Raw genomic sequence first — 12,813 nt, 5'->3', positions numbered from 1 at the left:
TCGCCACGACCCGCCGCGCTGGCGCGGGCGGTAGACCCAGGACGCGAGCAGACCACTCGGGACGTAAACTTACTTAACAGTAAGTTAAAGTAACCGACCCGCGAAGGAGCTGTCCATGACCACGCAATGGGGATCGGTCATTCCGATGTCCACACCAGCCCAGACCTGGGCAATGCCCGCCTCCATCAGCTCGTCGAAACCACTACCCGCAGACGACCACGCCGACGTTGCTCCACACAGCGATCTACTCGCACATCCCATATGCGGCCGGGTCGTTGCGGGGACCTGGGCGGCCAGGAGCCACCATCGACACAACGATGAAAACCACACCTGATTCCCGTGGGCCGCAGGAACTTTACAGACCCAACCGACCCAAGAAAGAAGGTAGAGCAGCGATGACCAACGCATCCGCTGAGACCGACCCGCGTGGGCAGATTCGGCGCTCCCGTCGCGACCGTGACCTCACCGGACGGCAGGTCCTGATCACCGGAGCCTCCTCCGGGATCGGACGGGCAACGGCGCTGGCCGTCGCGGGCAAGGGCGCCATCGTCTTACTGCTCGCCCGCCGCGGCGCCGAACTCACCACCGTGGTCGAGGAAATCAGGGCCACGGGTGGCCGCGCGTACGGATACCAGTGCGACATCACCGATTCCGACTCCGTCGAGCACACCGTCACGACCATCCTGGACGAGCACAACTACGTCGACATGCTGGTGAACAACGCGGGCAGGTCCATCCGCCGTGCCATCCACCGCTCCACCGACCGGCTACACGATTACGAACGCACCATGGCGGTCAACTACTTCGGCGCGCTGCGCCTCATGCTGGCCCTGCTGCCGCAGATGCGAGAACGCAAGTTCGGACACATCGTCAACATCAGCAGCGCGGGGGTGCAGGTGGCGACGCCGCGGTTCTCGGCGTACCTGGCCAGCAAGGCGGCGCTGGACAAGTTCACCGAGGTGGCCGCGGTCGAAACCATGGCCGATGGTGTCACTTTCACCACCATCCACATGCCGCTGGTGCGCACCCCGATGATTACCCCGAGCGGCGATCAGGGACCCGCCGAGTCGCCCGAGTGGGCGGCCGCGACGATCGTCCGCGCGCTGACCGAACGGCCCAAGCGCATCGACGTTCCATTGGGCACCCTCGCCGAATACGGCGCCCTGTTCACCCCGAAACTCCGCGACCGCATCCTGCACCGCTATTACCGCGCCCTACCGGACTCTCCCGCCGCCAAAGGCGAGCGCACCGCAACAGCCGAAATCCTTGCCGAACCCGCTGCCCCTCGACCGAAACCACCAGCACAGTCGGCGGCTCGCCGCGCCACCGGCACCGCTCTGCGTCGAGCGGCCCGTTGGGTCCCCGGCACACACTGGTGATCGGGGCGCAACGCGGTCTCTCGTTCCGGAACGATCCGATATCCCACAGCGTGACTCGCTCCAACGGCCCAACGGCTCCGAGCGTGACAACGGAGGTGGTCAGCGACCGAAAACCGTTCCGCCATCCCACTGCACATCGCTCCCGTGCCGTAAGGCCATCGCGCGGCACGCCAGTAGTCGCCAGTGCGGTCCCCACCAGTTCTTCCGGCGTCGCAATCGAGGCCTCAGCGGTTGGAGACTTCTAGAATCCGGGCCGCGCACCCATCGGCTCAGCCCGCCAGGAATGGCCGGACAGCCGCGGTGAACTCCCGGTAACGGTCGCGGTGAATGCTGTGGCCGCAGGTGAAAGCGGTCACCGTGCAATCGGCGATGGCGGCTTGCAGGATACTCAGTTTCGCCGGGTCGACCATGCCGCCGGGACCGCCGCACAGCACCAGCGTCGGCGCGGTGATGTCGGAGAGTCGGTCCCACCACTCCGGATTCGGCTTACGGAACTGCTCCAGCGCGATCCTCGTCATGGAACGGTCGAAGGCGAGCACCGCGCGCGGGTGCCGAATCAGGCTCGATGTGGCGTGCCACAATTCGGGCACGGTCGGGAAGTGGCGGGTCAGGTACAGTTCCTCGGCGCCGGATTGCAACGGCAGCGGACACTCCTCCATCACCAGCCTGCGCACCAGTTCCGGCCGCTCCTGCGCGACGCACGACACCGCGTAACCGCCGAGCGAATGCCCGACCAGATCAACCGAGGCCACCTCCAGCCGATCGCACAGCGTCAGCAGATCGGCGCCGAAGTCGTCGAATCGGTAGGAATCGGTGTGCGTACTATGACCGTGTCCGCGTAGGTCGGGAATGATCACGCGACGCCCGGACTGCACCAGGACGTGGGCGAACCGATCCCAGGTGTGACCGTCGCCGCCCATGCCGTGCACCAGCATGACAGGAACGTCACTGACCGCGCCCACCCCCGAATCCCGGTAGGCGATTCGCACGTCTCCGAATGCCACCCGGTCCACCATCAGATCCACGACTTTCGAGGATACCGACGGTCATCGTCGAGTTGTAGCCCGGATCACCGGAACCAGCTGCGTCGTCACCGGACTGGAGACGTTCGAGACCGAAACCGTTCGAAACGCCTAATCGACAATCGGTTTCAGCGAATGTTCAGCGACCCAGCGATCTCCGATGTCCCGTACAAGCGCCAGGGTGACGGTGGCAGCGCCCTTGTGGCAACCGATGGTTCGACACCTACGCCCCGGTCCGCGCCGGCCATCACACAAGCCTGCGCACCAAGTCAGGCCGACCTGATTTCGAAGACCGGATGGGTGCGGGCGTTGTCGAGGAATTGCGCCGGCGCGGAGTCCACGTTCACATCCAGGTACGGCAGGACGAAGAACCGCCGATACAGCAGCACAATGGGTTTCGGAACGCGGGGCGGACCCGACACCAGCGCGGCCCGGAACACTCCGGCCGCCTGATCGGGCGGCAATTCCACGGCCGTCACGGTCTCGACATGTTTGCCGTGGCGCAGCGCCGCCTCCCCTCGGGCCGCACGCAGGTTGCGCACCCAGTTCACGGTGCCATAGGACGCCACCAGGTATCGCCGGTCGCCTTGTTCGAACACCGCCAACGGAGTCTCGATCGCGCGGCCGCTGCGCCGCCCAGGCACGGTGAGCACACGGAAGGTCCACATCGGCAATCCGGCACGCAGCACGATCCGCATCCATGCGTTGGACAGCCGGACAGCCCATCCTGCTCGATACGGCTTGGCCATAATTCGAGCGTCCGCCTGTGTGCGCGCGAGGGCAAGGGCCCGCACGGCCCGATGAGCGGGGCGCGACTATCGACGTCTTCACCGGCACAGTCGGTCAATTGGCGCGAGATACCGTTGAGTCAACCGATGCTTGCCGAAGCATACGAAGAATTCGAGCACTATGGCGGCGATGTGGGCCCGCCCTGCGTGAACGGTTCGACAGCGGCCGGTTCGCCGAGGGTATGCGCCAGCCCGTTGTACACGCGGGGGCATTCAGTCGTAAAGCCCTTCGGCGCGCCAGATTTCGTCGTGGTAGACCAGCAGCAGTACCCGGACGTCGGGAGGCGCACCGTCGAGTTGGACCTGCGCGCGGGCGGCGCGTCCGACGGGGACGTCGTCCGAATTTGGCACCCACCACCGTTCGTCCACCGGCCATGGTCCCGCCCAGCCGGTCAACCGCCACTGTCTACTTCCCCAGCGCAGGAGTGCGGGCGCGGCGTCGAACAGGCCGCGGTCGGTGACTCCGACCGGGGCGCCGTCGGCGGATTCCAGGCGTACCAACGGACGGTTCAGCAGTATCACGGCCGGCGCGGGCTCGGGCAGACGGCCCGGCCATGGCTGCGCGGGATCGGCCGCGGGGGCGAGTTCGTCACCCAGCGCGACCATGGTGATGCGCTCGGCGGGCCCACGTCCACCGCTGAGCACACCGATCCGCACCGCTTGCCCGCCGAGCAATCCCTGCACTCGGATCAGTGCGCGCCGAGCCCGCTCGTCCTCGTCGCCGACCCCACCCCACAACCCGAGTTGTAGCGCACCCGCCGCAACCACTTCGACCGGTTCCAACCGCAGCATCGTGACCGGTGCGGTAGGCCGTGCGCCGTCGCGCCGGGTAAGCCAGCCGTCCAACTGCCAGCGCACCCGGTCGGCCGTGTCCTCCGGCGTCAATGGCTCGGCACACCGCCAGATCCGGGCCAGCTTCTCCCCCGCCGCGGTTTCCGCGGACACCGAGAGCCTGGTACAGGCCAGTCCGGCCGCCGCGAGCGCGGCGTGCAGTCGGGTGGCGAGCAGACGACCGGCGAAAGCGGCGGCATCGACCCGCTCGATCGGTGGATCACAGCAGTACTCCACCCCCAGATCCGGTGGCGGCCGCCGGGCGGACGGCGGACGCTCCGGCTCCGCTCGGGCACAACGATGCGCACGCACGGCGTCGGCGCCGAACCGGGAGGCGACCTCGGCCGAGGACAGCGCGGCGAAGTCGCCGACCAGGCGTAAACCCAAGCGGTGCAACAGATCGACCAGGTCGACACGCTCCGGCGCGGCCAGGCTGGGTTCGACCGCGAGTTCACCCACCGGCAGCGGCGCGAGAAACCGCGGCCCCGCGCCGGCGGGCACGATCGCGGCGCGGCGGGCGGCGAGCACCGCGGTGGACAACTCGTCGGCGATCCCGACCTGCGCCTCCACCCCGACCGCGGCCACCGTGTCGACCAGACGCTCGGCTGCCGCCTCCTCGGACCCGAAGAACCGCGCGGCGCCACGCGCGCCGAGCACCACCAGCCCGGGGCGCAGCACCTCCACCCCGGGCACCGCCGCGGCTACGGCCGCCGCCACCGGCTCGAACAGCCGCGCGTCCCGGTCCGGATCCGCTTGCGCGAGAAACAGATCAGGGCATCGTGCCTGCGCTTCTCTGCGCCGAAACCCGCGGCGCACCCCCTCGGCCCGCGCGATCGCCGAACATGCCACCACCCGATTGGCGAACAGCACCGCCACCGGACGCGTAGCGGGAAGTTCCGCCATCGCCGCGGCGGCGATCGCGGGCCAATCCGGACACCACAGGGCGAGCACCCGCTTGGCGTTCGGCCGAATCACGGTCCCGCACCGCATTCGTAGATCGCCACACCAGCGGCAGCCAGGTCACTCACGACACCGCCTCCCGCGCCGCGATCGTTTCGGCTGTCCGAGCCGACTTCTCGCGCAGCACCCATTCCACCCGCCCTGCGTTCGGGCACAGTTCGAGCCGCCCGCGCCGCGGTGGTCCCGCCTTTCCGCGCACCTCGACCGCGAGATCGAGCGACCGCAGCCGCCCTCGACCACGACCGAGACCGGCGTAGCCCGCGATGCGGGCATCGAGTTGGAGGGAAGCTCCCGGCCAGTGGCCGTCGGCGACCACGAGGGTGGCGCCCTTATTACGGGCGCGGGCCGCGATCACCCGTGTGCGGGCGGGTGGGACGGCGACGCCGTCGAGCCCGAGCACGACCAGATCGAGCCCGTCGAGCAGCACCGCGGCGACCTCCACCGGGTCGGGGCCGGGGTCGGCGACCACGGCGAGCCGCCGCAGCTGAGCCCCCATCTCCACGGCGGCGAGCAGACCGAACCGAGGCATCCCGACCACCGCGGCATGCCCGCCATCCTCGGTCACCGCAGCGAGCAAACCGGCCAGCAGCGAACTCGCCCCCGTGTACGCCACCACGGATCCCTTCACTAAACCACCTTCGGGCAACAATGGAGCTAGCGCTGCAGGCACCGGTAGCGCCGCTCTGCGCAATTCGGCGCCGAGCGGAACCCGCTCCGCTGCCGATTCACCGCGTCCTGGCACCGAGGCCATGCGTCTGCGCAGTTCAGCGAGCGATGGAAGGCCCTCGCGGCGGCTTCCGCGCGACACCGCGCCCCGACTCGCCCCCTCTTTCGATGTCGCATCCGAACCCATCTCTACCACCTACTTCCCACGATGGACCCGAGGCGAAGCTCGCGGGCGACCCCCGCGACTCGAGAGGTAGCACCGATCCAGCTATCGATCTGTATCGAATATACGTTCGATACCGACCCCAGTAGAAACCGACCCCCAGGTTTCGTCAAGCGCCCACGACGGCGCCGCCGGATTTCGCAACAAGTCCGTTGCCGCCGGGCGCCGATCGACATCGTGTAGGTCGAATCCGCAGCGGTCCCGGCACGTCACCCCGGGCTGCGCACCGACCGAGCGACGACTTCGAACCGCATTCGCCGCCTCCATACGGTGCGGATCCGACACACGCCCGGATACGATGCCCACCCGCCGTTCGTCGGTATGGTGCTGGCTCCCGTACCAACCGGGCGCTTCGGGGACGGCCGGGGCGTGCCCCCTGTCTCGCCTACGCCTGGCACGAATCAGGCCAGCTAGCCCCATTTTCCGCTACCCTGCACCCGTGACCGAACGCGCTCGTCCCTTTGTCGGCCCCGATTACCTCGTCGCCGGCCGTTATCGCCTACAGTCCAAGCTGGGTGGGGGCGGTATGGGAGCGGTGTGGCTGGCGCACGACCGCCTGCTCGACCGGGACGTCGCGATCAAACAGGTCCTCACCACGGCCGGGCTCGGCGAGGAAGAGGCCAACGCGGTCCGCAACCAGATCATGCACGAGGGCCGAGTCGCGGCCAAGCTCTCGCACGAGCACGCGATCGCCGTGTACGACGTGGTGCTCGAGGCAGGCGAACCCTGGTTGGTGATGGAGCACCTGCCCTCCCGCAGTGTCGCGCGGGCGCTGGCACTGGTCGAGATGCTGCCGCCGATCGAGGTGGCGCAGATCGGCGCGCAGGTCGCCGACGCGCTGGCCGCCGCACACGCCGTGGGTATCGTGCACCGAGATATCAAGCCGGGCAACATTCTTGTGGCCGACCGGGGTCCGGGTGTCGGCATGGCCAAACTCAGCGACTTCGGCATCTCCCGCAGCGCGAGCGATCTGTTCGACGAGCCGGACGGCGTGATCACCGGTACCCCCTCCTACCTCCCTCCCGAGGTGGCGCGCGGCGCGCAGCCGACAAGGGCCAGCGACGTGTTCTCGCTCGGCGCCACGCTCTACACCGCGATCGAGGGGCAGCCGCCATTCGGTTTCGACGAGGACAGCGACGTCATCGTGCATCGCGCCGCCATGGGACAGATCATCCCGCCGAGTCGCAGCGGCATGCTCACCCAGGCACTGCTGCACATGATGGAGCCCGCTCCGCAGCGACGCCCGACCATGGCCGAGGCAAGGGACGAAATCCTCACGGCCGCTTTCGGTCCCGGCACCGGACCGCATATTCTCGGCGCGCCGGTACGCACCGAGGACGGAACCATCCCGGCCTGGGCAGCGCGCAATTCGGCATCCGGTCTGCGCAGCCCGCACTCGGCCCCGCTCCCCCGACCACACCGCAATCTCGTCGGAGCAACCGCGGCCACCCCGCCGCAGCGCGCCAAACCTTCCCAGCCCAGCAACGCCCCCCTCGCCATCGCCGTCGGCCTCCTCATCGGCCTGATCATCATCATCGGCGTCATCGTCGCCGTCATGTGACCGCGACAGTTCGCACACCGCTGATGTTCTCGCGCACGCACCGACATCGGTGCACACCAGGGTGCGATGTGCCGATCGGGACGCCCGTGGTGCGGTTCGGCAGGTCAGTCGATGCGGCGACGGTGGGCCCAGCGGGTCAAGGCGTTGCGGTTGGATTGCTGGGTTTTACGGAGCACGTTGGACGCGTGGGTTTCCACGGTCTTGACGGAGATGAACAGGGATTCGGCGATTTCCCGGTAGGTGTAGCCGCGGGCGAGTAGACGAAGGACCTCGAGTTCGCGGGGCGTCAGGGAGTCCAGCTCGGGGTCGAGCGGCGGCTCGGGCACCGGGGACTTCCCGGTGAACGAATCGAGCACGAAGCCGGCCAGCCGCGGGCTGAAGACCGCGTCGCCGCCTGCTACCCGGCGAATGCCGTCGGCCAGTTCCGATCCCGAAATAGTCTTGGTCACATATCCTCTGGCCCCTGCTCGGATCACCGCGATCACATCCTCCGCGGCATCGGACACGCTCAGCGCCAAACACACCGGCCCCGGCGCGACGCCCGTCAGCACCGCGACGCCGCCGCCGTCCGGCATATGCACGTCCAGCAAGACCACATCCGGGCACGCCGCATTGATCCCAGCGACCGCCTCGGCCACCCCGCCTGCCTCGCCGACGACCTCCATGTCGGCTTCCCGGCTCAACTCCGCCCGCACACCCGACCGGAATACGGCGTGATCATCGACGAGAAAGACCCGCACGGTCACATTCCCCGCCTCTCCGCGTCTTCAGGCCGTACCAGTTCGGTGGCGTGGGATTTACCTTCAGGTCCCGCGTGGGGCGCCATCCGTGTTTTGGACGTACCCGGTGAGTTACCCATGTGCCCCCTAAACGCACATCCGCCGGTCATGGGGCCGACAGTACCGTGTGATCTGTGGCTACTTGCCATCTACTCGTCAAATCCGGCCGAGGTGATTGTCGGGCGGTGTTGAATGACGCGGTGTGTTCGGTTTCGCCCGGCGGCGGTTCCCCGTCCAGGGGTCACCCCACGGGCCTCGCGTGTCCACAGCTTCGCGTATGGAGTTACCCATGTCCGCGCGAAATCAGTTGTCCGATTTGCCTGCCACCTCAGCCGCCCGCGGGTCGTCACGCTCCGGGACCCTCCGATTGTCCGGGCGCACCGGTTCAGTCGGCACCGGAGCATCCCGGTCTGCGTCGACGGCGTTCGCTTGGTCACCCTGACCGCCGGAATCGCTGCGCGGCATGATGATTCGAACCTCGGTGCCGCGGCCGGGTGTCGACAGGATCTCCACCTGGCCGCCACGACGCTCGACTCGACCGCGAATCGATTTGGCCAGGCCCCGGCGGTCCTGCGGCACCGACGCGAGGTCGAACCCGGCGCCCCGGTCTCGGACGAAGATGCTCACCTGGTGCGGTTCGGCCTCGGCGAACAGGTCGATCTCCGGGACGCCCGCGTGCTTGGCGGCGTTGACCAGCGCCTCCCGGCTCGCGCCGAGCAGCGCGGTGAAGTGCTCCTTGGGCAGCCCCGCCCCGCGGCTGTCGCTGTCCATCGACACGTCGCCGACGGTCACCGGCGCCACCTTCACGCCGTGCTGATCCTCTACTTCGCCCGCGATCGTGCGCAGGGCGGCGGCCAGACTCGACTGCGCCGGACCGACATCCTCGAACAGCCATTTGCGCAACTCCCGCTCCTGGCTGCGGGCCAGCCGCACCACCTCCAGCGGATCATCTGCCTGCCGCTGGATGAGGGCAAGGGTCTGCAGCACCGAATCATGCAGGTGGGAAGCGATCTCCTCGCGTTCCTCGTTGCGGATGCGGGCGGCACGCTCGGCGTTCAGCACGCGCAGCGTGCGCAGCCACAGCGGAATCGTCAGCAGTCCGGCGCCGACCAGCGTGACCGCCACCGCGACCAGCGCCGTCCCGAGCGAACTCAGATCGATCCGGCCCAGCACCACCACACCGAGACCGGACACCACCAGCGTCGCTCCGGCGACGATGCGCGACCAGGTCACCACCGACGGCCGCGCGGGCAGACCGAGCAACGAGCGTGGCCCGTCGACGTCGTATTCCCGCCACACCAGCGCCGCACCGACCGCGACCACGATCACCGGCGCGATCACCTTCGCCGCTGTCCCACTGAACATCCACGACACAGCCACCGCCAGCCCGAGCCCGAGCATGGCGAGTCCGATGGCCTGGCGCCGCTCCGCGCCGGAGGGCTTCACCAGGTCCGAACCACCCGGCGTGCAGATCCACAGCATCCCGTACGCGACGATCCCCGCCCCCGCCAGCGCGGACAGCAGCACGAACGCCATCCGAACCTTGAACACGTCGATCCCGAGATGATCGGCGATGCCGCCCGCTACCCCGCCGACGATCCGGCCACCCGACCGGCGCACCATCCGAGCCGGCGGCGGCCCGGGTATCGACGCGGGCGCGGGGCCCAGCCCGCGCGCACCGTCGAACCCTCGGGCGTCGAACGCGGGAACAGACGGATACATACCTTCGATACTGCACGAGCATCTGACGGCGGACATCGGGAATCACCCTGATCCTGTCATGCCCACCGCGCCGACCAGCGCCGACGCGTACCCGGCAAGCACTTCGACCGTGCCGATCCGACGGATCCTGCACGGCGACCACTATGTGCTCGATCATCGGATGGTCCAAAGGGTTCACGAATTTTTTCAGGGTTCCCCCCGATGTGCCGCCGCGCGAGTCCGGCCCACCATGAGAAACATGACGCAAACGAGTTTCGGCGATCTGCTCCAGCAGATGTGGCACACGCGGCCCGTACGGCTGCCGCGGCAGGGCCCGATCGCGGGCGTCGCGGCCGGGTTCGGTCAGCGCTACAACGTGGATCCGATCTTGATCCGGGTCGCCTTCGTGGTGTCGACGATCTTCGGAGGCGCGGGCATCGTGCTCTACTTGCTGGCTTGGCTACTGCTGAGCGAGCCGGGCGATCAGGTGTCGGCGGCCGAGTCGTTGGTCGGCAAGGGATACAGCTCGCAGTCGCAGACCAAGACCATCGTGTTGATCGTGGCACTGGCGATCGCGGTCAGCACGATGGGCCCGGTCGGGGTCGGGCTCGGCGGATCGGGCCTGATCAGCCTCGCGTTGATGCTGGCAGGCTGGTGGATGCTGCACCTGCGCAACCCCGTGCCGCCACCCGGGACCACCAATGCTTACGGAGAGTTCGCTCCGAGCGACGGGATCAGCGGCTTCCCCGCCACCGGCTACCCCGGCGCAGTTTTTCCTCCGGGAGCGCCCCGGACCGTCAGCGACATGTATGCCCCATCGACCACGGTGTACACGCCGTTCACGAAGCTGCCGGACTCGTATGTTCCGGACGTGCCGGTGTCCGAGTCGCCAGGTGCCGATCGCGAGTTTTCGCCGAACCGACAGGACACCGAGAGCGCGACCGACGCACAACGGGCCGGAGCGGACCGGAGCGAGATCGAAACCGTACAGCTCGACAAGCCGGCAGCACGCCGGGCGTCCGACCAGGCTGCGTCGACGGCAGGTCCCGTACCCGGCCAGGACTCCGGATGCGAGCACCCGTCCCGGCCGAATGCGAACCACCCCGCGGCGCTCGCCCAGCCCGCGGTCATCGGCGGACCCACGCCACCGTCCTGGGACCCGCTCGGCGTCGCCCCGCTCGCCTGGGATCTCCCGGAGCCCACCCCGGTCCGCACCACCGCCGCCGCGCCGCCGAAGCGTCCCCGCTCCCGGCTGACCCCGACGGTGATCGGCCTTGCCATCCTCGCCGCGGCAGCCGCGGGCGCAGCGGCCGCGGCTGGCGTGGAGTGGATGACGCCAGGCCGGATCGGCGCGGTGGCGCTAGCGGTGATCGGCCTCGGCCTCGTGCTCGGCGCATTCCTGCGCCGTGGCTATGGCCTGCTGGTGCTTACCGCCCCACTCGCCGGGTTCGTGCTACTCGCCTCCGCGATCGGCCCGATCGAGTTCGACCGCGGCGCGATGGGCGAGCACACCTGGGCGCCGAATTCGGTCACCGAACTGGCGCCGAGTTACACAGTGACCATGGGATCCGGCACGCTGGACCTGCGTTCGCTGAAACTGACCGAGAGCCGCACCGTAGACGTCGACGTACAGATGGGCGAGATCCGCGTGCTGCTGCCCGCCGACCTGACCGTGCGCACTACCTGCACCGCGACCATGGGCGATGCCCAGTGCGTCAACGGCATCAGCGGCCCGAACGTCCCCGGTGCGCCGATGCTCACCCTCGATGTCAATGCTCGTGTTGGAAACGTGGAGGTGAAACGTGGCTGAGAACGACAACACCGAATCGACCGACGAGCGCCGCCACGGCACGTCTCCCGCGCTGCTCATCGTCGGACTGCTGGCCCTCGCGGTGAGCGCGTGGGCGTTCGTCGGCCCGGTGTCCTGGTCGTCGGCCGGCATGATCCCGATCGGATGGATCGCGGTGCTCGCCGCGATCGTCATCGGCATCATCCTGGTGATCTCCCCACGCAAACAGCCCTGAGCACACGTCGATGGCCAACTCGACTCGGCCTCGACTGAGCGACGTCCCCCGGCGTGGGCCTCATCACTGGCGTGCTTCATCTGGAAGTCGATGCGATTTCCCGATGGGGAATTCTGCGCGATTCGCGCGATATCTCGCTCACGGGAATAGTCACGACCGCACCTCTAAATGTCTGGAATCGATAATGTCGGTGAAGTTCGATCTGCGCGTCAAGACCGATAAACCTAAGCGAAATCCTGCTCGGCATCCACCCCGCACAGGCGAAGCAATTCGATAACGTACCGGTCGAGATCCGCACCGACTTTCCTCACTTCCGCGCTGCCCAGGCTGCCGAACTCGTCGCTGGGGCGATGCATGGCGAAGACCGCGTCATCGTTGTCATCGCTCCACACCAGCATGCGCAGCGGCGCATACAGCAGAGCCCGCGGATCGTGGCGGAACATACTCTCGGCGATGACGTGATTGCCGATCAAATACTCGATGGATCGCGTCGAACCCTCCGCCAGTTTCAGGATTTGCGTGGCATTGATGCGCCAATAGCGGGCCAAGTGGTGAGGAGCGTTCACGGCCATGACTGCGCGGACATCGTCCCACGTGCCACCGGCCTCCTCGATGAGTTCATACGCCCCCGCATCGACAGGGGGAGCCGCTTTCTCGAGCGCAGTGACAAATTCGCCGTAGGGAACGCCGGTATGGACTTCTACGCGCTTGACGGTGTGGCTTTCGCTGGGCAAGTCGAATCCCTTCGCTTGGTCCGCTCCTATTGACCCACCAACCCCGTGGGTGCGAGCCCTACGAGCACCGTTCGCGGCCCGGCTCGCGTCCGAGCGGCCGAAGCGCCCGCGCCGCAGGCGCAAGTCTCGGCCGCTCGGACGCGAG

11 protein-coding genes are annotated in these 12,813 nt (G+C 68.0%); 4 read left to right on the top strand and 7 right to left on the bottom strand.

Going from position 1 to position 12,813, the window contains the following annotated elements; all coding sequences use genetic code 11:
* The first annotated feature begins 395 nt into the window (after positions 1–395).
* Positions 396–1,379, top strand: a complete 984-nt coding sequence (locus AB0C34_RS30685) for an SDR family NAD(P)-dependent oxidoreductase (RefSeq protein ID WP_357080682.1) — start codon at positions 396–398, stop codon at positions 1,377–1,379.
* Positions 1,380–1,648: 269 nt separating this feature from the next.
* On the opposite strand, the gene AB0C34_RS30680 is transcribed toward AB0C34_RS30685, so the two are convergent.
* From AB0C34_RS30680 to AB0C34_RS30665, 4 genes are all read right to left on the bottom strand, one after another.
* A complete protein-coding gene (locus AB0C34_RS30680; protein WP_357080726.1) occupies positions 1,649–2,395 on the bottom strand; it encodes an alpha/beta hydrolase in 747 nt (248 codons plus the stop codon).
* Between the two features lie 275 nt (positions 2,396–2,670).
* Positions 2,671–3,150 carry a nitroreductase family deazaflavin-dependent oxidoreductase gene (locus AB0C34_RS30675; protein WP_357080679.1) on the bottom strand — a complete coding sequence of 160 codons (480 nt, stop codon included), beginning with the start codon at positions 3,148–3,150 and terminating at the stop codon, positions 2,671–2,673.
* 252 nt (positions 3,151–3,402) lie between these two features.
* Complete coding sequence (locus AB0C34_RS30670; protein ID WP_357080676.1) at positions 3,403–5,010, bottom strand: DNA polymerase Y family protein; 1,608 nt, start codon at positions 5,008–5,010, stop codon at positions 3,403–3,405.
* A gap of 34 nt (positions 5,011–5,044) precedes the next feature.
* Positions 5,045–5,731 (bottom strand): hypothetical protein, encoded by a 687-nt coding sequence (locus tag AB0C34_RS30665; protein ID WP_357080723.1) that lies wholly within the window; start codon positions 5,729–5,731, stop codon positions 5,045–5,047.
* 577 nt (positions 5,732–6,308) lie between these two features.
* On the opposite strand from AB0C34_RS30665, the gene AB0C34_RS30660 reads away from it, so the two are divergent.
* Positions 6,309–7,430, top strand: a complete 1,122-nt coding sequence (locus AB0C34_RS30660; RefSeq protein WP_357080673.1) for a serine/threonine-protein kinase — start codon at positions 6,309–6,311, stop codon at positions 7,428–7,430.
* Between the two features lie 104 nt (positions 7,431–7,534).
* Here the strand turns inward: AB0C34_RS30660 and AB0C34_RS30655 are convergent, their stop codons facing one another.
* Both AB0C34_RS30655 and AB0C34_RS30650 read right to left on the bottom strand, forming a co-directional pair.
* Positions 7,535–8,170, bottom strand: a complete 636-nt coding sequence (locus AB0C34_RS30655; RefSeq protein WP_357080720.1) for a response regulator transcription factor — start codon at positions 8,168–8,170, stop codon at positions 7,535–7,537.
* Between the two features lie 342 nt (positions 8,171–8,512).
* Complete coding sequence (locus AB0C34_RS30650; RefSeq protein ID WP_357080717.1) at positions 8,513–9,832, bottom strand: PspC domain-containing protein; 1,320 nt, start codon at positions 9,830–9,832, stop codon at positions 8,513–8,515.
* Between the two features lie 328 nt (positions 9,833–10,160).
* Between AB0C34_RS30650 and AB0C34_RS30645 the strand changes: the two genes are divergently transcribed.
* The gene (locus AB0C34_RS30645) at positions 10,161–11,720 is read left to right on the top strand and encodes a PspC domain-containing protein (RefSeq protein ID WP_357080671.1); all 1,560 of its coding nucleotides are present in this window, start codon (positions 10,161–10,163) and stop codon (positions 11,718–11,720) included.
* Complete coding sequence (locus AB0C34_RS30640) at positions 11,713–11,934, top strand: hypothetical protein (RefSeq protein WP_357080666.1); 222 nt, start codon at positions 11,713–11,715, stop codon at positions 11,932–11,934. Before AB0C34_RS30645 ends, AB0C34_RS30640 begins: the two co-directional genes overlap by 8 nt.
* A 224-nt stretch (positions 11,935–12,158) precedes the next feature.
* Here the strand turns inward: AB0C34_RS30640 and AB0C34_RS30635 are convergent, their stop codons facing one another.
* Positions 12,159–12,668 carry a DUF302 domain-containing protein gene (locus AB0C34_RS30635; RefSeq protein ID WP_357080663.1) on the bottom strand — a complete coding sequence of 170 codons (510 nt, stop codon included), beginning with the start codon at positions 12,666–12,668 and terminating at the stop codon, positions 12,159–12,161.
* Positions 12,669–12,813 lie beyond the last annotated feature (145 nt).

This window comes from Nocardia sp. NPDC049220 (assembly GCF_040647855.1).
GTDB lineage: Bacteria > Actinomycetota > Actinomycetes > Mycobacteriales > Mycobacteriaceae > Nocardia.
The sequence above is the reverse complement of the archived record's forward strand: the minus strand, read 5'-3'. Positions and strand labels throughout refer to the sequence as shown.

Coding starts and splice junctions, on each gene's coding strand:
- AB0C34_RS30685 (WP_357080682.1), top strand. CDS start 396: ATGACCAACGCATCCGCTGAGACCGACCCGCGTGGGCAGATTCGGCGC.
- AB0C34_RS30680 (WP_357080726.1), bottom strand. CDS start 2,395: ATGGTGGACCGGGTGGCATTCGGAGACGTGCGAATCGCCTACCGGGAT.
- AB0C34_RS30675 (WP_357080679.1), bottom strand. CDS start 3,150: ATGGCCAAGCCGTATCGAGCAGGATGGGCTGTCCGGCTGTCCAACGCA.
- AB0C34_RS30670 (WP_357080676.1), bottom strand. CDS start 5,010: ATGCGGTGCGGGACCGTGATTCGGCCGAACGCCAAGCGGGTGCTCGCC.
- AB0C34_RS30665 (WP_357080723.1), bottom strand. CDS start 5,731: ATGGCCTCGGTGCCAGGACGCGGTGAATCGGCAGCGGAGCGGGTTCCG.
- AB0C34_RS30650 (WP_357080717.1), bottom strand. CDS start 9,832: ATGGTGCGCCGGTCGGGTGGCCGGATCGTCGGCGGGGTAGCGGGCGGC.
- AB0C34_RS30645 (WP_357080671.1), top strand. CDS start 10,161: ATGAGAAACATGACGCAAACGAGTTTCGGCGATCTGCTCCAGCAGATG.